Origin of the sequence: Mycolicibacterium baixiangningiae (genome assembly GCF_016313185.1) — a bacterium.
Taxonomy (GTDB): Bacteria; Actinomycetota; Actinomycetes; order Mycobacteriales; family Mycobacteriaceae; genus Mycobacterium; species Mycobacterium baixiangningiae.
Map to the genome: position 1 here is coordinate 2,515,798 of NZ_CP066218.1, position 16,914 is coordinate 2,532,711.

The 16,914-nt window shown below is 68.8% G+C and carries 18 protein-coding genes; 13 read left to right on the plus strand and 5 right to left on the minus strand.

What is annotated here, in order from left to right; translation table 11 throughout:
* The first annotated feature begins 3 nt into the window (after positions 1–3).
* The 6 genes from pgeF to I7X18_RS11795 all read left to right on the plus strand — a co-directional run bounded on the left by pgeF (position 4) and on the right by I7X18_RS11795 (position 4,020).
* The gene (gene pgeF, locus I7X18_RS11770; protein WP_193047380.1) at positions 4–708 is read left to right on the plus strand and encodes a peptidoglycan editing factor PgeF; all 705 of its coding nucleotides are present in this window, start codon (positions 4–6) and stop codon (positions 706–708) included.
* The gene (locus I7X18_RS11775) at positions 705–1,454 is read left to right on the plus strand and encodes a YggS family pyridoxal phosphate-dependent enzyme (protein WP_193047601.1); all 750 of its coding nucleotides are present in this window, start codon (positions 705–707) and stop codon (positions 1,452–1,454) included. The genes pgeF and I7X18_RS11775 overlap by 4 nt, the downstream gene beginning before the upstream one ends.
* Before the next feature lie 65 nt (positions 1,455–1,519).
* The gene (locus tag I7X18_RS11780) at positions 1,520–2,185 is read left to right on the plus strand and encodes a cell division protein SepF (protein WP_193047381.1); all 666 of its coding nucleotides are present in this window, start codon (positions 1,520–1,522) and stop codon (positions 2,183–2,185) included.
* Positions 2,186–2,302: 117 nt separating this feature from the next.
* Complete coding sequence (locus I7X18_RS11785; protein WP_193047382.1) at positions 2,303–2,593, plus strand: YggT family protein; 291 nt, start codon at positions 2,303–2,305, stop codon at positions 2,591–2,593.
* A gap of 204 nt (positions 2,594–2,797) precedes the next feature.
* The gene (wag31, locus tag I7X18_RS11790) at positions 2,798–3,616 is read left to right on the plus strand and encodes a DivIVA-like cell division protein Wag31 (protein ID WP_193047383.1); all 819 of its coding nucleotides are present in this window, start codon (positions 2,798–2,800) and stop codon (positions 3,614–3,616) included.
* A gap of 17 nt (positions 3,617–3,633) precedes the next feature.
* Positions 3,634–4,020 carry a phage holin family protein gene (locus I7X18_RS11795; protein ID WP_193047384.1) on the plus strand — a complete coding sequence of 129 codons (387 nt, stop codon included), beginning with the start codon at positions 3,634–3,636 and terminating at the stop codon, positions 4,018–4,020.
* Here I7X18_RS11795 and I7X18_RS11800 read toward each other — a convergent pair.
* Positions 4,017–4,694 (minus strand): phosphoribosyltransferase, encoded by a 678-nt coding sequence (locus tag I7X18_RS11800; RefSeq protein ID WP_193047385.1) that lies wholly within the window; start codon positions 4,692–4,694, stop codon positions 4,017–4,019. The two genes, I7X18_RS11795 and I7X18_RS11800, sit on opposite strands and share 4 nt — an antisense overlap.
* A gap of 90 nt (positions 4,695–4,784) precedes the next feature.
* Here I7X18_RS11800 and I7X18_RS11805 point away from each other — a divergent pair, with 90 nt between their 5' ends.
* Positions 4,785–6,152 carry a TIGR01777 family oxidoreductase gene (locus I7X18_RS11805; protein WP_193047386.1) on the plus strand — a complete coding sequence of 456 codons (1,368 nt, stop codon included), beginning with the start codon at positions 4,785–4,787 and terminating at the stop codon, positions 6,150–6,152.
* Here the strand turns inward: I7X18_RS11805 and I7X18_RS11810 are convergent.
* Positions 6,122–6,844 (minus strand): type 1 glutamine amidotransferase, encoded by a 723-nt coding sequence (locus tag I7X18_RS11810; protein WP_193047387.1) that lies wholly within the window; start codon positions 6,842–6,844, stop codon positions 6,122–6,124. The two genes, I7X18_RS11805 and I7X18_RS11810, sit on opposite strands and share 31 nt — an antisense overlap.
* A gap of 256 nt (positions 6,845–7,100) precedes the next feature.
* On the opposite strand from I7X18_RS11810, the gene I7X18_RS11815 reads away from it, so the two are divergent.
* Together I7X18_RS11815 and I7X18_RS11820 are read left to right on the plus strand one after the other, a co-directional pair.
* Positions 7,101–8,687 carry a phospholipase D family protein gene (locus I7X18_RS11815; protein ID WP_193047388.1) on the plus strand — a complete coding sequence of 529 codons (1,587 nt, stop codon included), beginning with the start codon at positions 7,101–7,103 and terminating at the stop codon, positions 8,685–8,687.
* A 98-nt stretch (positions 8,688–8,785) separates the two neighbouring features.
* On the plus strand, positions 8,786–10,357 hold the full coding sequence (locus tag I7X18_RS11820; protein ID WP_198730543.1) for an HNH endonuclease signature motif containing protein: 1,572 nt from the start codon (positions 8,786–8,788) through the stop codon (positions 10,355–10,357).
* Positions 10,358–10,364: 7 nt separating this feature from the next.
* Here I7X18_RS11820 and I7X18_RS11825 read toward each other — a convergent pair whose 3' ends face one another.
* The gene (locus I7X18_RS11825) at positions 10,365–11,024 is read right to left on the minus strand and encodes a response regulator (protein ID WP_193047389.1); all 660 of its coding nucleotides are present in this window, start codon (positions 11,022–11,024) and stop codon (positions 10,365–10,367) included.
* Positions 11,017–12,615 carry a sensor histidine kinase gene (locus I7X18_RS11830; RefSeq protein ID WP_193047390.1) on the minus strand — a complete coding sequence of 533 codons (1,599 nt, stop codon included), beginning with the start codon at positions 12,613–12,615 and terminating at the stop codon, positions 11,017–11,019. The genes I7X18_RS11825 and I7X18_RS11830 overlap by 8 nt, the downstream gene beginning before the upstream one ends.
* Positions 12,616–12,693: 78 nt before the next feature.
* Between I7X18_RS11830 and I7X18_RS11835 the strand changes: the two genes are divergently transcribed.
* From I7X18_RS11835 to I7X18_RS11850, 4 genes are all read left to right on the plus strand, one after another.
* Positions 12,694–13,680, plus strand: a complete 987-nt coding sequence (locus tag I7X18_RS11835; RefSeq protein WP_193047391.1) for a Bug family tripartite tricarboxylate transporter substrate binding protein — start codon at positions 12,694–12,696, stop codon at positions 13,678–13,680.
* Positions 13,677–14,198 (plus strand): tripartite tricarboxylate transporter TctB family protein, encoded by a 522-nt coding sequence (locus I7X18_RS11840; RefSeq protein WP_193047392.1) that lies wholly within the window; start codon positions 13,677–13,679, stop codon positions 14,196–14,198. Before I7X18_RS11835 ends, I7X18_RS11840 begins: the two co-directional genes overlap by 4 nt.
* A complete protein-coding gene (locus I7X18_RS11845) occupies positions 14,199–15,740 on the plus strand; it encodes a tripartite tricarboxylate transporter permease (protein ID WP_193047393.1) in 1,542 nt (513 codons plus the stop codon).
* A 66-nt stretch (positions 15,741–15,806) separates the two neighbouring features.
* Positions 15,807–16,199, plus strand: coding sequence for a universal stress protein (locus tag I7X18_RS11850; protein ID WP_193047394.1), 393 nt, complete (start codon positions 15,807–15,809; stop codon positions 16,197–16,199).
* A 4-nt stretch (positions 16,200–16,203) separates the two neighbouring features.
* On the opposite strand, the gene I7X18_RS11855 is transcribed toward I7X18_RS11850, so the two are convergent.
* Positions 16,204–16,890, minus strand: coding sequence for a sensor domain-containing protein (locus I7X18_RS11855; protein ID WP_193047395.1), 687 nt, complete (start codon positions 16,888–16,890; stop codon positions 16,204–16,206).
* Between the last annotated feature and the right edge of the window lie 24 nt (positions 16,891–16,914).

Genomic DNA, 16,914 nt, shown 5'->3' on the forward strand with positions numbered 1-16,914 from the left:
AACGTGACCGTTCGTGTGCGGCGGGTGACCACAACCCGCGCCGGTGGCGTCTCGGCGCCGCCGTACGACACCTTCAATCTCGGTGACCACGTCGGTGACGATCCGGCCGCCGTCGCCGCCAACCGCGACCGGCTCGCGAAGGCCGCCGGGCTCACTGGCCGCCTGGTCTGGATGAGCCAGGTGCACAGTGACCGGGTGGTGCGTGTCGACGGACCGGCGGACGGGCCGGTCGACGACGCCGACGGTCTGGTGACCACCACCCGGCGGCTCGGGCTGGTGGTCGTCACCGCCGACTGCGTACCGGTACTGCTGGCCGATGCGGGTGCCGGGGTGATCAGCGCCGTACACGCCGGGCGGGTGGGCGCGCGCGACGGTGTCGTGGTGCGCGCGGTGGAGATGATGCGTGAAGCGGGAGCGCGGGTACCGGACATCTCGGTGCTGCTCGGGCCCGCGGTCAGCGGTCGCAACTATGAGGTGCCCGAGGCGATGGCCGCCGAGGTCGAGGCCGCGCTGCCCGGCAGCCGGACCCGGACCGCCCGCGGCACCGCCGGTTTGGACCTGCGGGCCGGAATCGCCCGCCAGCTCACGGGTTTGGGCATCACGGCCATCGATGTCGACCCACGCTGCACGGTCGCCGACCGCAACCTGTTCAGCCACCGGCGCAGCGCCCCGACCGGCAGGCTGGCCTCGCTGGTATGGATGGAATGAGTGGCGTGGTCACCGACCGGGAAGCCCAGTTGGCCGCCTCGCTGTCGGCCGTCCGGGAGCGGCTCGCCCGCGCGGCGCAGGCGGCGGGCCGGGATGTCACCGAGATCCGGTTGCTTCCCGTGACCAAATTCTTCCCGGCCTCCGACGTGCGGATCCTGTACGGGCTGGGCTGCCGGGACTTCGCCGAATCCCGTGAACAGGAAGCGTCGAAGAAGGCTGCAGAGCTCGCCGAGGAGTTCGCGGACGACCCGGTTCGCTGGCACATGGTGGGCCGCATCCAGCGCAACAAGGCCAAGGCGATCGCGCGCTGGGCGTACGCGGCGCATTCGGTGGACAGCGCCAAGCTGATCGCCGCGCTGGATCGGGGCGCGGCCGACGCGATGGCCGAAGGGGTGCGCAGTGCACCGCTTCGGGTCTACCTGCAGCTCAGTCTCGACGGCGATGTCGAGCGGGGCGGCATCGACGTCGACCAGCCGGATCAGATCGACGAGCTCTGTGCTGCAGTCGATTCCGCCGAAGCGCTGCAGTTCGTCGGGCTGATGGGCATTCCGCCGCTGGGCGCCGACGCCGCTTGGGCGTTCGCGCGTTTGCAGTCGGAGTGGCAGCGGGTACAGGAGCGCTACCAGCAGCGGCTCGAGTTGTCCGCCGGGATGTCCGGGGATCTCGAGACGGCGGTCGAACACGGGTCGACGTGTGTGCGTGTCGGTACCGCGCTTATGGGGCCCCGTCCTCTAACGTCACCCTGAGTAGTCACTCCAGTCACATCTTCATCACAGACACCACAGCTTTTCGGTCTCAGAAGGGTCGCGCGATGAGCACATTGCACAAGGTCAAGGCCTACTTCGGTATGGCGCCCATGGATGACTACGACGACGAGTACTACGAGGACGACGAGCGCGGCGAGCGCGGCGAGCGCGGCGCGGCCCGTAGCTACGCCCGTCGCCCCCGCGAGGACCGGTTCGAGGAGGACGGTTACGGCCGTGACTACGACGACCGCCCGGCCCCGCGCGAATACGACGAACCTCCGATCTACCGCGGCGGATACGACGAGCCCCGGTTCGAGCCCCGCATGCGCGGCCCGCGCGAGTTCGACCGCGCCACCCCGCCGCCCCGGCTCGGCGCGCTGCGCGCCTCCACCCGCGGCTCACTCGCAATGGACCCCCGCCGGATGGCGATGCTCTTTGAGGAAGGCAGCCCACTGGCCAAGATCACGACCCTGCGTCCCAAGGACTACAGCGAGGCCCGCACCATCGGTGAGAAGTTCCGTGACGGCACTCCGGTGATCATGGACCTGGTGTCGATGGACAACGCCGACGCCAAGCGCCTCGTCGACTTCGCTGCCGGTCTCGCGTTCGCCCTGCGCGGTTCGTTCGACAAGGTCGCCACCAAGGTGTTCCTGCTGTCGCCGGCCGACGTCGACGTCACCGCCGACGAGCGCAGGCGTATCGCCGAGGCCGGGTTCTACGCGTATCAGTGACTGCTGGGGGCGACCGCCGGGCACGGCGGCGCCCCGGCCCGGCAGGTAGGCTGACGAGGTCGTTTTCCCACCTGTATCGAATGTCACACATCTGCCCGTAGTGAGGTCGAGCTTCCGTTGGCGCTGTTCTTCGAAATCCTTGGTTTTGCGCTGTTCGTTTTCTGGCTGTTGCTCATCGCACGGGTCGTGGTCGAGTTCATCCGCTCGTTCAGCAGAGACTGGCGCCCGCGCGGGCTGACGGTCGTGGTGCTCGAGGTGATCATGACGATGACCGATCCGCCGGTGAAGCTGCTGCGCCGCATCATTCCCCAGCTCACGATAGGGGCGGTGCGTTTCGACCTGTCGATCATGGTGTTGCTGCTGGTGGCGTTCATCGGTATGCAGCTGGCTTTCGGCGCCGCAGCCTGACCCTGGTCGCCGGACCGGCCCGCGCGCCTGCGCACCAGGTTTGCCAGGCACTGGAATTGACGTTGAGAAATTGAAATTCGCTCTTAAAATTTGACCTCCCCTGCAACCGCCGGGTCTGGTGTGACAGGATGGACGCCAGTTGCGTTCCAGCCAGGCTTTACACTTTGAGATCGGTTGACGGTCCAGACTCCAAGGGGGCAGACGATGCCGCTCACACCCGCTGACGTTCACAACGTCGCGTTCAGCAAGCCGCCGATCGGTAAACGCGGCTACAACGAGGACGAAGTCGACGCATTCCTCGACCTGGTCGAGAACGAACTGACCCGGCTCATCGAGGAGAACACCGACCTGCGTCAGCGGGTTGCCGAGATGGACCAGGAGCTGGCCTCTGCCCGTTCCGGTGGCGGCGCGGCCCAGTCGGCGCAGCCCGCCCCGGTCTACGAGCCCGAGCCGGAACCGACTCCGCCGCCCCAGCCGGTGTACGAGGCGCCCCCGGCACCGGCGCCCACCGCCCAGCAGAACGAGGACTCCGCGCTGCGCGCCGCCAAGGTGCTCAGCCTGGCGCAGGAGACCGCCGACCGGCTGACCGGCACCGCCAAGGCCGAATCGGACAAGCTGCTCTCCGACGCACGGGCCCAGGCCGACGCGATGGTCAGCGAGGCCCGGCATACCGCCGAGACCACGGTCACCGAGGCCCGCCAACGCGCCGACGCCATGCTGGCCGACGCGCAGACCCGGTCCGAAGCTCAGCTGCGGCAGGCCCAGGAGAAGGCGGACGCCCTTCAGGCCGACGCCGAGCGCAAGCACTCCGAGATCATGGGCACGATCAACCAGCAGCGGACCGTCCTCGAAGGCCGGCTCGAGCAGCTGCGGACCTTCGAGCGGGAGTACCGCACACGCCTGAAGACCTACCTCGAGTCGCAGCTCGAGGAGCTCGGCCAGCGCGGCTCGGCCGCGCCGGTCGACTCGAGCGCCAACAACGACGGCGGCGGCTTCAACCAGTTCAACCGCGGAAACAACTGACGCGGCTGCGCTGATCAATGCTGATCATCGCGCTCGTCCTTGCCGTCGTCGGGCTCGCTGCCCTGGTGGCCGCCGTGGTCACCGGCAATGCGCTGATCGCGTGGGTGTGCATCGCGGCCAGCGTGATCGGCGTGGTGCTGTTGATCGTCGATGCGGTCCGGGAACGCTCCCGCACCGCCGGCGGTACCCCTGCGGCCGATGACACCGGGACCGCCGACGACTTCGACGCCGATTATCCCGACGAAGCCGACTCTGCCGAGCACTTCGAGGCCGACGAGACCGCTGTCGAATCGGACCCCGCTGTCGAATCGGACCCCGACGCCGATACCCGCGCGGTGCCGTTCGACGAGCGCCACGAGGATCACGTCGGCGCCGACCACCCCGAAGAACCGACCACCCGCTAACGCGTCGGTGTCGCCAGCAGGTCACACACCTCCTCGTCGGTGACCTGGTGGAAGTCGGCGTACACCTGGCCGACGGCTCCGAATCCCGTGGGCATCGTCGCGCACACCACCTCATCGGCTTCCTCGCCGATCTCCCGGCACGCCGACTCCGGGCCCACCGGGACGGCCACCACCACCTGCGCAGGCTGCGATGCGCGCACCGCCCGTACCGCGGCCAGCATGCTGGCACCGGTGGCGATCCCGTCGTCGGTGAGCACGACCGTCGCCCCGGTGATCGCCGGTGGCGGCCGCCCCTGCCGGTAGGCGGCCTCCCGGCGGCGCAGTTCGGTGGTTTCGCGGTCGATCGCGCGCCGCAGGTCCTCCTCGCTCAGGTGCAGTCGGGCCACGAGTTCCTCGTTGACCACCACCCCGCCACCGGATGCGATGGCGCCCATCGCGAGCTCCTGCCATTGCGGCACACCGAGTTTGCGTACGAGAAAGACGTCCAGCGGTGCTCCCAGCCCGTGGGCCACCTCCCAGCCGACGGGAACACCGCCGCGGGCCAGGCCGAGCACCAGCAGGTTGTCGCGACCGCGATAGGACGACAGTTCTCCGGCCAGGACCAGGCCGGCGTCGCGGCGGTCCCGGAAGATGCGCCCGGCGGATCTGCCGCCGAGTCTGTCCCATCCGCTCATCGCGAAGAAGTCGTACCCGCCGTGCCCTGATGCAATCCACCGTCCGGGCGGCGCCGAATACTGCGAGCACACCGGTGACAGGGAGGGCCCATGGGCGGCATCGAGTACGCAAGCGTCGTCGACCACCCGCTCGACGAGGTGTTCGCCTGGCACACCCGCGCGGGCGCGATGCCCCGGCTGGTGCCGCCGTGGCAGCCGATGACCGTGGTCGCCGAAACCCCGTCGCTGGCGAACGGCCAGGCGGTGCTCGGGCTGCCCGCAGGTCTGCGTTGGATCGCCCAGCACGATCCGGCGGTCTACGACCCGCCGTACCGGTTCGCCGACGCGCTGTCATCCCGGGGTCTGCGGTCACTGCCGCCGCACGTGATCGGCCGGTGGCGTCACACCCATGACTTCGCCGACGCGGGGCAGGGCCGCACCCGTGTCCGCGACCGGGTCGACACCACGGTGCCGGGGGTGATGCTGCGCCCGACCTTCGTCTACCGGCACCGTCAGCTGGCCGACGACCTGGCTGCACACCGCGACGCCGCTCAGGCCGGTCGCGGTCCGATGGTCGTCGCCGTGACGGGTGCCTCGGGGCTGGTCGGGGCTGCGCTGACCGCGATGCTGACCAGCGGTGGGCACCGGGTGGTCAAGCTGGTGCGACGCAATGCGATCCGGGCTGATGAACGGCAGTGGGATCCGCGGCGGCCCGCTGCCGACCTGCTGTCCGGTGTGGACGCCGTGGTGCACCTCGCCGGCGCGTCCATCGCGGGCCGGTTCACCGCATCGCACCGGGCGGCGATCCGCGAGAGCCGCATCGAACCCACCCGTCGGCTCGCGGAGCTCGCCGCGGCCGGAGGCGACGGGCCGCGTGCCTTCGTCAGCGCATCGGCGATCGGGTTCTACGGCTGCGACCGCGGCGATGCGGTGCTGTGCGAGGACAGTTCGCGTGGCGACGGTTTCCTCGCCGACGTCGTCGCCCAATGGGAGGCCGCGACCGCACCGGCGGCCGAGGCGGGGCTGCGGGTGGTCACCGTTCGCACCGGAATCGTCCAGGCCGCGGCGGGCGGCACGCTGCGGCTCATGCGGCCCCTGTTCACCGCGGGGCTCGGCGGCCGGCTGGGCACCGGCAGGCAGTGGGTGTCGTGGATCGGGCTCGATGATCTGCTCGACGTGTACTACCGGGCGCTGTGGGACGACCGCACCAGTGGGCCCGTCAACGCCGTCGCCCCCGATTCGGTGCGCAATGCCGACTACACCGCGACGCTCGCCGCGGTGCTACACCGGCCCGCCGTGCTGCCGGTCCCGTCAGTCGGCCCGCGGTTGCTGCTCGGCGCCCAGGGCGCCCGCGAACTCGCCGAGGCCGATCAGCGGGTGCTGCCGACGAGATTGGCCGCGGTGGGCCACCGCTTCCGCCACCCCCAACTCGCTGACGCACTCGCACATCAGCTCGGGCACGGTGCGGCCGCGACGTAGGACAGGAACGCGTTCACCAGGGCGCGGTTCCGCCGTGCGGCATCGTCTTTGAGTTGCCTTGTGCGGGTGAGCAGTTCGTCGTGGTCGAGTCCGAATCGGAGCGCGTCGCCGTCACGGTCGTCGGCAAGCCACCCCGTGAGAAGAGTGTGGTCGAGTTCGGGGTGGAACTGCAGCGCCAGCGCGCGGCCGAGTACGAACGCCTGCGAGGCGTCGGCGGTTCTGGCGATCTCGACCGCACCCGGAGGCAGCGTCCACCGGTCGAAATGCCACTGGAACCAGGGCCCGGTGGAGACCAGGTCGGGCCGGTCGGTCGGGATGTCGTACCACCCGATCTCGGCTGCCGGTGCGCGGCCGACCGTGCCGCCGAACGCCTGGGCGATGATCTGCCCGCCGAAGCACACGCCGAGCAGCGCCACCCCGGCAGCGGCGGCGTCGCGCAGCAGCGCCATCTCGGTGCCGACCCAGGTGCGGCGCAGCGCGTCGTCGTACACATGCCATCGGGCGCCGAGAGGCACGATGACGTCGTATCCGGTGGGGTCGGGGAAGACCACGTCGAATGCGGGGTCGCCCTCCCGCTCCTCGGGCACCACCGTGAAGGTGTCGATGTCGAAGCCGGCGTCGGAGAACGCCTCTCCCAGCAGTCCTTCGGTCGCCGTGGTGTCGTTGTGGAGGAACAGGACGCGTCGTGTCACCCGGCCATTATCACCGGGGCACCGGCGGTGCGTCGCCCGGTGCGAGCTCGGCGGCGAGCGCGCGAACAGCGTCGTCGCGGAATCGGTGTAGCCGTTCGGCGTCGGACGCCTCGGGGGCGAAGGTGACCGCGACGGCGATCTCCAGTTTCCGCGCGGGTGCCGGTCAGGCCGAGCGGTCCGATCCGCATGATGCCTCGGCGCGTGGATCGGGGCCTGCTGCGGGGACGGGTATTACACTGCGGGTCTGGGGGGTGGCATGGCGGACCTGTCCGATTGGTTCCTCAACGTCGATGAACGCGGCAACCCGTCGTCGCAGTTGCCTGCGTTCTGCGATGGCAACCTCGTCGAACCGCTGATCCACGGCGCGACGTACTTCGCCGCGCTGGCCACCGAGGTGGAAGCGCTCGGGCCGGGGGACCACCTGTTCTTCACCGACTGGCGCGGTGACCCCGATCAGAAGATGCGGGACGACGGACCGACGGTGCGCGAGTTGTTCTCCCGGGCTGCCGAACGCGGCGTCGTGGTCAAGGGGCTGGTGTGGCGCTCACACCTGGACCAGTTCTCCTACAGCGAGAAGGAGAACCAGCACCTCGGTGAGGCGATCGAACGTGCGGGCGGTGAGGTGCTGCTGGATCAGCGGGTGCGGATCGGCGGGTCCCATCATCAGAAGTTCGTGGTGATCCGCCATCCTGGCGCGCCCGAGCGTGACGTGGCGTTCGCCGGCGGTATCGACCTGTGCCATTCGCGCCGCGACGACGCGTCGCACCGCGGCGATCGACAGGCGGTGCAGATGTCAAAGCGGTACGGCGACCATCCACCTTGGCACGACGCACAATTGCGGCTGCAGGGCCCGGTGGTCGGCGTGCTGGACACCACGTTCCGCGAACGCTGGAACGACCCGGCCCCGCTGGACACGCTGAACCCCGTCGCCTGGGTGGTGGATCGCCTGCGCGGTGCCGATCTGACGGCGGACCCGCTGCCCGAGCAACCGCCTGATCCACCGTCCTGCGGGCCGCATGCGGTGCAGGTGCTGCGCACTTATCCCGACGCGCACTTCACCTACGACTTCGCCCCGCACGGCGAGCGCAGTGTGGCGCGCGGCTATACCAAGGCGGTGCAACGCGCCCGGCGGCTGATCTACCTCGAGGATCAATACCTGTGGTCCAAGCAGGTGGCCGACCTGTTCGCCAAGGCGCTGGCCGACAACCCCGATCTGCACCTGATCGCGGTGATCCCGCGGTATCCCGATGTCGACGGGCGGTTGGCGCTTCCCCCGAACCAGGTCGGGCGCGGACAAGCCATCGAGACATGCGAGGCCGCCGGGCCGGGCCGGGTGCACGTCTTCGACGTCGAAAACCACGAGGGCACACCGGTGTACGTGCACGCCAAGGTCTGTGTGGTCGACGACGTGTGGGCGTGTGTGGGCAGCGACAACTTCAATCGGCGGTCGTGGACGCACGACAGTGAGTTGTCGTGTGCGGTACTGGATGACACCCGCGACGAGCGGTTGCCGCGGGATCCGGCGGGGCTCGGAGACGGCTCGCGGGTGTTCGCCCGTGATCTGAGGCTGCGCCTGATGCGTGAGCACCTCGACCGCGCGGACGATGATGGGCAGGGTCTGGTCGACCCGACGGATGTGGTGCACGAGATGGTCTCGGCGGCACAGGCTTTGGACGACTGGTATGCGGGTGGACAGGTCGGTCCGCGGCCGCCGGGACGGCTGCGGCCGCACCGCACCGAACAACTGGGCAGATTCACCCGGCTGTGGGCGGTCCCGGTGTACCGGATGATGTACGACCCCGACGGCCGCTCCTACCGGGCGCGCTTGCGCGGGGAGTGGTGATCACGGTCAGCGCCTCCACGAGTAGAACCGACGTGTCGGTGTGATGTCTTGGGAGATGACAGCTACTCCTGTCGGTGGGTCGGATTACACTCGCACACATGTTCGATGAATCCTCGTCAGACGAGTTGGTGGCGGTTATCGCTGACTCGTACCGTGAGGAGTCGACGCTGGTGGGGCGCCGGGTGGCGGCGGTGGCGGAGTTGTTGGGTCGGCGCACGTGGGAGGCTGAGGCCGAGGACCCGGACTGCGGCTACATGATCGTGACGGGCTTGCAGCGCACCAGCGTCGAAGTGGCCGCGGCGATGAATCTGCCCCCGGGCGCGGCCAGCACGCTGGTGGCCAACGCCGAAGCCTTGGACAGTCGCTTCCCGACAGTCATGGCGGTGCTGTGCGCGGGGGACACTGATTGGCGCACGGTGCAGATCATTCTCAAGCGCACCGAACTGGTTCGGGATTTGTCGGTGCTCGCCGCCCTCGACAGCAGGTTGTCGTCCGGGGTGGCGCGCTGGCAGTCGTGGTCGCGTAAACGGGTCAACAACACCGTCGACGCCGCGGTGCGCGCGTTGGATCCCGACGCCATCCGGGAACGCGAAACCGCTGAAGACAATCGGCATTTCGACGTCATCCCGGTGGGGAACGGCACCGCCAAAGTCGACGGGGTCCTCGACGCGGAATCGGCGGTGATCGTGGATGAGAAGATCGCCGCCCTGGCCAACGGGGTGTGCCCGCAGGATCCGCGCACCCTGGACCAGCGGCGCGCCGATGCGGTGGCGGCGATGGCCCAGGCCATCACGCTGGCGTGCCGATGCCCCGCCTGCTCGAACGCCGACACACCCGCGCCGACCGTGGACGAGGGCCGCGGCGTGCGGACGGTGATCAATGTGATCGCCGACCAATCCACCGTGCTGGGTATCGGGAACAAGCCCGGGTATCTGGCCGGGTTCGGGGTGATCGACGCCGAGGTGGTGCGGCGCATGGTCGAGCGGGCCACCTTGCGGGTGCTCACCGCGCCGGTGGTGACCGCCGAGGAGATGAGGCGCTATCAGCCGACGGCGGCGGTGGAACGGTTTGTGCGGATGCGGGATCTGACGTGCCGGTTCCCGGGGTGTGACCGCCCCGCTGAGCGCTGCGATCTGGACCATACGATTCCGTTCAACCATGTCGACCCGTCCAAGGGTGGTTTCACCACCCCGAACAATCTGAAATGCCTGTGCCGCCAACATCATCGGCTCAAAACGTTCGACAACGGGTGGCATGATGTGCAATTGCCCGACGGCACCATTGTGTGGACATCACCGACCGGGCGAATGTACTGCACCGCCCCCGGCGGCATCGAATTGTTCCCCCGGATGGGACCACCGGCGTGTGTGGAGCCGAAAGCACGCCGACGCAACCTGTCTCGGGAACGCGCAAAACGTATCGCCCGTACCCGGGAGCGCAACCGCACCCTGAGGCCGGTCAACACCGCGCGCCGCAGGCTCGACGCCGCGCGCAAGCATGAGATCGAGAACCGCAAGGACCGCAACCGTCGACGTCGCCCCGCGCTGTTGATGCTCGAGCACCGAAGAAAAGCCAACCCGTACCTGCGCTGGATCAACGAGCCCGACCAACCCGAAACCCTCCCACCGGACTGGCAACCACCCCCCGAACCCGACAAACCACCCTTCTGAGGTGGCGCTACGCGCTGGTCCGGTAACGCCGCTCGGGTCGCCCCACGCCGTACTGCAGCCGCAACTCCAGGGCGCCGGTGCTCAGGTAGTGCTCGAGATAGCGCCGTGCGCTGACCCGCGAAATTCCCACCAGCGCAGCACATTCGGTCGAAGATACTTCCCCGGCCTCCTGCACCGCATCGAGGACGAGCCGCCCGGTCTCGATGCCGAGTCCCTTGGGCAGCACCTCACCGCCGCTCTGACGGCCGAACAGCGAGTCGATCAGCGACTGATCGGCGCCCCGCGCGGATTCCAGCGCGTCCGCGCGAGTGGCGAACGCCTCGAGTTTGGCGCGCAGCTGCGCGAACTCGAACGGTTTGATCAGGTAGTCCGCCGCGCCACCGTCGAGAGCCGCGCTGACGGTGTCGAGTTCGCGCGCCGCGGTGATCATGATGACGCCGACCCGGTCCCCATCCGACCGCAACCGCTGCAGCACCTCGAGCCCGGTCATGTCCGGCAGGTAGACGTCGAGCAGGATCAGGTGCGGCGCGAGCTCACGTGCGGCGGTCAGCGCTTCGCCGCCGGTGCGCGCCACGCCCACCGCCCGGAATCCGTCCACCCGCTCGACGAACCGGCGGTGGATGTCGGCGACCATGAAATCGTCGTCGACCACCAGCACGTCACGCATGCGCGGCCACCCGCGTCATCGGCAGCCGCACCGCGAACACCGCGCCGCCGTCCTGGCGGTCGGAGACCTCGACGACGCCGCCGTGCTGCGCGGTGACCAGCCGCACGAGCGCCAGCCCGATGCCCCGGCCGCCCGGCGCCTCGGGCTTCGACGTCACGCCGCGGGCGAAGATCGTCTCCCGAAGATGCTCGGGCACACCGGGTCCGGTATCGGTCACGCTGATCGACAACCCCTCGGCGTCGTCGATCAGCACGGTCACCCGGGCCGCACCCGAACCCACCGACACGTCGACCGCATTGTCGATCAGATTGCCCAGCACCGTGATGACGTCGGTGGCCAGCGCCGGATCGAGCGCGCCGAGATGCGAATCGGGATCGAGGCTCAGCCTCACACCGCTTTCGGCGGCCAGCGTGGTCTTCGCGATCAACAGCGCCGCGACGGCGGGGTCGGCGATCCGCCGGGTGACCGCATCGCTGATCTCCGCGCGTCGCCGGGTCAGCTCGCCGATCAGGTCCCGCACCGCGTCGTATTCGCCGAGCTGCACCAACCCCGAGATCGTGTGCAGCTGGTTGGCGAACTCGTGGGTCTGCGCGCGCAACGTATCGGTGACGCTCTTGTGCGACGACAACTGTGCCTGAAGGGCGGCCAATTCGGTGCTGTCGCGCATCGTCGTCACCGTACCGATCCATTGCCCGCCGCTCGACGCGGTGCGCCGGTTGAGCGCCAGGACGCTGGCGCGGGTGGCGATGACGACGTCGCGGCCGTCCTCCCCGGACAGCAGGAAGTCGACCACCGCCGGATCGAGCCCGACGGCGTCGGCCCGTTGACCCACTGCCGCACCCGAGAGGCCGAGCAACTCCTGGGCGCTGTCGTTGAGCAGTGTGATGACACCGTTGGTGTTCACCGCCACCACGCCTTCACGGATGCTGTGCAGCAACGCTTCCCGGTGATCCGCCAACCCGGCGATCTCCGCGACCTCCAGCCCGCGGGTGTGGCGTTTGATCCGCCGGGACAGCAGCCACGACGCCAGCAGACCGAGCGCGGCGGCCAATCCGAGGTAGAGGAGCAGTCGTTCACCGGCTCCGCTGAGCAGTTCCCACACCGACGGATACGGTTCGCTGACCGACGCGATCGCCAGTACCTCACCGCGGCTGGACAGCACCGGCACCTGGCCGATGAGGCTGTGCACCCCGTCGATGTCGTCGTCGCCGAACCACGCCCGCCCCTCGTCGGCGCGCGTGACGGCCAGATCGACGGTGTGGCCGGCCCGCGAGGGATCCGACGACGCCAGCACCCCGCCCTTCGGGTCGACGATCTCGGCCAGCCCGGCACCCGACAGCGCCACCGCGCGGTCGACCTCGGGCGCCAGCACCCGCGATGCGAACGGATCGGCGAAGCGGTCCCGCACGATCGGCGTGGACGCGACGTTCTCCGCGGCCGCGATCATCCGCTGGCCGCGTACATCCCGGAACTCCCGGGTGGACTGCGCCACCGACACCGCCGCGACGGCCAGTAGCACCACCGCCACCACCAGCAGCTGGAACACCAGGAACTGACCGGCGAGGCTGCGCCTGCCGAATGCGCGCACCATCCCGAATAATCGTGAACTCAACGACCAAAACGTCCTTTGCTTCCGAATCAGTGACTCACATCACGTTCCGGGTCCAGTATGACCACCGTGATACGAAACCTGCGTGCGCTGGCCGTCGTGGTGCTCGCCGCAATACTCCTGACCGCCTGCGGGGTGACCCGCGGCAACGACTCCGAGGGTCTGCACCGGCTGCGGATGATGGTGCCCAACAGTCCGGGTGGCGGCTACGACCTCACCGCACGCACGGCGGTGAAGATCATGGAGGACAACGACATCACCGGGCGCGTCGAGGTGTTCAACGTGATCGGCGCCGGCGGCACCGTCGCGATGGCCCGGTTGATGAACGAGCGCGGCAACGACGACCTCATGATGACGATGGGGCTCGGCGTCGTCGGCGCCACCTATACCAACGGCTCCAACATCAAGGCCTCCGACGCCACCGCGCTGGCCAAGCTCATCGAGGACCCGGGGGCGATCTTCGTGCCCGCCGACTCGCCGTTCCAGACCGTCGGCGACTTCGTCGAGGCGTGGAAGGCCGATCCGGCCAACGTGACCATCGGGGGCGGTTCGTCCCCGGGCGGTCCCGACCACCTGTTTCCGATGGAGCTCGCCGAAACGGTCGGCGTGAACCCGAAAGCGGTCAACTTCATCACCTACGACGGCGGCGGCGATCTGCTCACCGCACTGCTCGGCAAGAAGATCACCGCGGGCACCTCGAGCCCTGGTGAACTGATCGACCAGATCGCGGCCGGCCAACTGCGGGTGCTCGCCGTCTCCAGCGACGAACGGGTCGAGGGTGTCGACGCTCCCACGCTGAAGGAGTCCGGCATCGACCTCACATTCGCCAACTGGCGCGGAGTCCTCGCCCCGCCAGACATCTCCGCTGACGCCAAACAGGCGATGATCCGCGCGCTCGAGGAACTGCACGCCACCGACCAGTGGAAGGAGGCGCTGGTCAAGAACGGCTGGACCGACGCCTTCGTCACCGGCCCGGCGTTCGAGCAGTTCCTCGTCGAACAGGACGAGCGGGTTTCGTCGACCTTGACCGAACTGGGGCTGGTATGACCACCGACAAGACAACCACGACCGACAAACCCAAGCGCGTCGACCGGGCGCAGTACCTGATCTGCGCCGTGCTCGCGGTGGTGGGCACCTTCCTCATCGTCGACGCGCTCCGCCTGACCGCCGGATTCGCGAAGGTGGATCCGGTGGGGCCCAGGGCATTTCCGATCGTCATCGGGGTCGTGCTCATCGTGCTTGCGGTCATCCTCGCCGTCGCGATCCCGCGGGGGTCGGTGGGGGAGGCCGATGCCGGTGAGGACGTCGACCCGGACGCGCCGAGCGATTGGCGCACGGTCGGAATGCTCGTCGGGCTGTTCGTCGCCGTCATCCTGCTGGTGCAGCCTCTCGGCTGGGTGATCACCGGCACCCTGCTGTTCTCCGGCTCGGTGGCCGTGCTCGGCAACCGCCACTGGGTGCGCAACATCGCGATCGGGCTGGCGCTGTCGCTGATCAGCTTCTACGCGTTCTACTCCGGGCTCGGAATCCCGCTGCCCGCAGGCATTCTCGACGGGATTCTGTAGATGAACAACCTGGACTGGCTCATGCAGGGCTTCGCGGAAGCCGCGACGCCGATGAACCTGCTGTACGCGGTCATCGGCGTGCTGCTGGGCACCGCGGTCGGCGTGCTGCCCGGCATCGGACCGGCGATGACGGTCGCGCTGCTGCTGCCCGTCACCTACAACGTCAGCCCGAGCGCGGCGTTCATCATGTTCGCCGGCATCTTCTACGGTGGCATGTACGGCGGGTCGACGACCTCCATCCTGCTGAACACCCCCGGCGAGTCGTCCTCGGTCATCACCGCGATCGAGGGCAACAGGATGGCCAAGGCCGGCCGGGCCGCCCAGGCGCTGGCCACCGCCGCCATCGGGTCGTTCGTCGCGGGTGTGATCGGCACCGCGCTGCTGGCGGCGTTCGCCCCGCCGATCTCCCGGTTCGCGGTCACCCTCGGTGCGCCGTCATACCTGGCCATCATGGTGTTCGCGCTCGTCGCGGTCACCGCCGTGCTCGGCGCGTCGAAGCTGCGCGGGGCGATCTCGCTGTTCCTCGGCCTGGCCATCGGCGTGGTCGGGATCGACTTCCTCACCGGCCAACCGCGGGCCACCTTCGGGCTGCCGCAACTGTCCGACGGGATCGACATCGTGGTGATCGCGGTCGCGATCTTCGCCCTCGGTGAGGCGCTGTGGGTGGCGGCGCACCTGAGGCGCCGCCCGGCCGAGGTGATCCCGGTGGGGCGGCCGTGGATGGGCCGCGACGACTTCCGGCGCTCGTGGAAGCCGTGGCTGCGCGGGACCGCCTACGGGTTCCCGTTCGGTGCGCTGCCCGCCGGCGGTGCGGAACTGCCGACCTTCCTGTCCTACATCACCGAGAAACGCCTCTCGAAGCACAAGGAGGAGTTCGGCAAGGGGGCCATCGAGGGGGTGGCCGGACCGGAGGCCGCCAACAACGCCTCGGCGGCCGGCACTCTGGTGCCGATGCTGTCGCTCGGCCTGCCCACCAACGCCACCGCGGCGGTCATGCTGACCGCGTTCGTGTCCTACGGAATCCAGCCCGGCCCCACGCTGTTCGAGAAAGAGCCGTTGCTGATCTGGACCCTGATCGCCAGCCTGTTCATCGGCAACCTGTTGCTGCTGCTGCTCAACCTGCCGTTGGCGCCGCTGTGGGCCAAACTGCTGCGCACCCCCCGGCCCTACCTGTACGCGGGCATCCTGTTCTTCGCGACGCTGGGTGCGCTCGCGGTCAACGTCCAGCCGCTCGACCTGGCACTGCTGTTGTTGTTCGGCCTGCTCGGCCTGATGATGCGCCGATTCGGGCTGCCGGTGCTACCCCTGATCATCGGCGTCATCCTCGGGCCCCGCATCGAACGCCAACTGCGCCAGAGCCTTCAGCTCGGCGGTGGCGACTGGACGAGCCTGTTCACCGAACCGGTCGCCATCGTCGTCTACGTGCTGATGGCGCTGCTGCTGCTGGCGCCGTTGGTGCTCAAACTGATGCACCGCAGTGAAGACACGCTGCTCATCGTGGAGGACGACGTGGACCAGAAGGAAAAGGCGGCACGCTCATGATCACCGACGAGCGCTTGCGCGAGGAGACGAGATGATCACCGACGAGCGCTTGCGCGAGGAGACGAGATGATCATCGTCGGGTACACCGCGGACCGGTTCGGCGCGGCGGCGGTCGAACACGGTATCGCCGAGGCCAAACGGCGCGACACCGGTCTGCTCGTCGTCAACTCGACCGCCGGAGACTCCTACGTCGACGCCGGGTTCGCCCAGGCCGGTGACGTCCGTGGGCTCGAGGAGCTGCTCGCCGACTGCGGTGTGCCGTTCGAGGTGCAGCAGCCGGTCGGTGTCTACGCCGCGGACGCTCTGCTGACCGCGATGGAACGCGACGACGCCGACCTGTTGGTGATCGGCCTGCGTCACCGCAGCCCGGTGGGAAAGCTGTTGCTCGGCAGCGTGTCCCAGCGGGTGCTGCTGGAATGCCCGAAGCCTGTGCTCGCCGTCAAACCGGACGAGGCGTGACCGGCTACCACTGGGCCTTGACGTTGTCTCCGATCTGAGCGGCGATCCGCACCGCCGAGTCGGCAGGATTGGCGCTGCACGTGTTGACGTCGATGATGATGTTGTTGCGCAAGGCGAGTGCGCGACCACATCCCCAGCCCGGCGCCCGGGCTTCCTGTTGGACGACCGTGGTGCTCAGGATGTTGTCCTCGTTGAGGATTTTGCCGACGTCCCAGACAGACCCGCTCTGGGTGTGTTCGTACTGACGGCAGGCCGGCCACTGGCTTACGGAGAGGTCGAAGAAGGCGGCGGCCTTCTCCTGGTACGGGAACTGCACCACGGCCTGCTTGGCGTAGTGCGTGAAATCGTCGCCGTTGTTCATGCTCACGCCGCGCTCGGCCCAGTAGTCGCTGCCCGCGTAGACCGGCGCCTCCGCGGCGGCGTCGATCGCGAGGCACTCCCGCGGCGCCATCAGGGCGCTGTTGTCCTCCATGGCGGACTCGGTCCCCGTGACTGCCATACCCGCGGTCCCCATCGCCGCGGACACCTCGTCTGGTTCCAGGAGCAGTCCGGCCAGCTCACGCTCGACCAGGGGACGCGGGATCATCGAGCGGGTGGTGGTCGTGCTCGACGAGGCACTGACCGTCTGGGCGCATCCGGTGAGCAGAAGGCAGAGACCTGCGACGACAAGCCGGACCGTCGATTGGCGCATGTATCCATGGTGCGCGGTTCTCGG

Excerpts from the sequence above, each read along its gene's own strand:
- I7X18_RS11775 (WP_193047601.1), top strand. The coding sequence starts at position 705 with ATGAGTGGCGTGGTCACCGACCGGGAAGCCCAGTTGGCCGCCTCGCTG.
- I7X18_RS11780 (WP_193047381.1), top strand. The coding sequence starts at position 1,520 with ATGAGCACATTGCACAAGGTCAAGGCCTACTTCGGTATGGCGCCCATG.
- wag31 (WP_193047383.1), top strand. The coding sequence starts at position 2,798 with ATGCCGCTCACACCCGCTGACGTTCACAACGTCGCGTTCAGCAAGCCG.
- I7X18_RS11795 (WP_193047384.1), top strand. The coding sequence starts at position 3,634 with ATGCTGATCATCGCGCTCGTCCTTGCCGTCGTCGGGCTCGCTGCCCTG.
- I7X18_RS11800 (WP_193047385.1), bottom strand. The coding sequence starts at position 4,694 with ATGAGCGGATGGGACAGACTCGGCGGCAGATCCGCCGGGCGCATCTTC.
- I7X18_RS11805 (WP_193047386.1), top strand. The coding sequence starts at position 4,785 with ATGGGCGGCATCGAGTACGCAAGCGTCGTCGACCACCCGCTCGACGAG.
- I7X18_RS11815 (WP_193047388.1), top strand. The coding sequence starts at position 7,101 with ATGGCGGACCTGTCCGATTGGTTCCTCAACGTCGATGAACGCGGCAAC.
- I7X18_RS11820 (WP_198730543.1), top strand. The coding sequence starts at position 8,786 with ATGTTCGATGAATCCTCGTCAGACGAGTTGGTGGCGGTTATCGCTGAC.
- I7X18_RS11825 (WP_193047389.1), bottom strand. The coding sequence starts at position 11,024 with ATGCGTGACGTGCTGGTGGTCGACGACGATTTCATGGTCGCCGACATC.
- I7X18_RS11830 (WP_193047390.1), bottom strand. The coding sequence starts at position 12,615 with ATGGTGCGCGCATTCGGCAGGCGCAGCCTCGCCGGTCAGTTCCTGGTG.
- I7X18_RS11835 (WP_193047391.1), top strand. The coding sequence starts at position 12,694 with ATGACCACCGTGATACGAAACCTGCGTGCGCTGGCCGTCGTGGTGCTC.
- I7X18_RS11840 (WP_193047392.1), top strand. The coding sequence starts at position 13,677 with ATGACCACCGACAAGACAACCACGACCGACAAACCCAAGCGCGTCGAC.
- I7X18_RS11845 (WP_193047393.1), top strand. The coding sequence starts at position 14,199 with ATGAACAACCTGGACTGGCTCATGCAGGGCTTCGCGGAAGCCGCGACG.
- I7X18_RS11850 (WP_193047394.1), top strand. The coding sequence starts at position 15,807 with ATGATCATCGTCGGGTACACCGCGGACCGGTTCGGCGCGGCGGCGGTC.
- I7X18_RS11855 (WP_193047395.1), bottom strand. The coding sequence starts at position 16,890 with ATGCGCCAATCGACGGTCCGGCTTGTCGTCGCAGGTCTCTGCCTTCTG.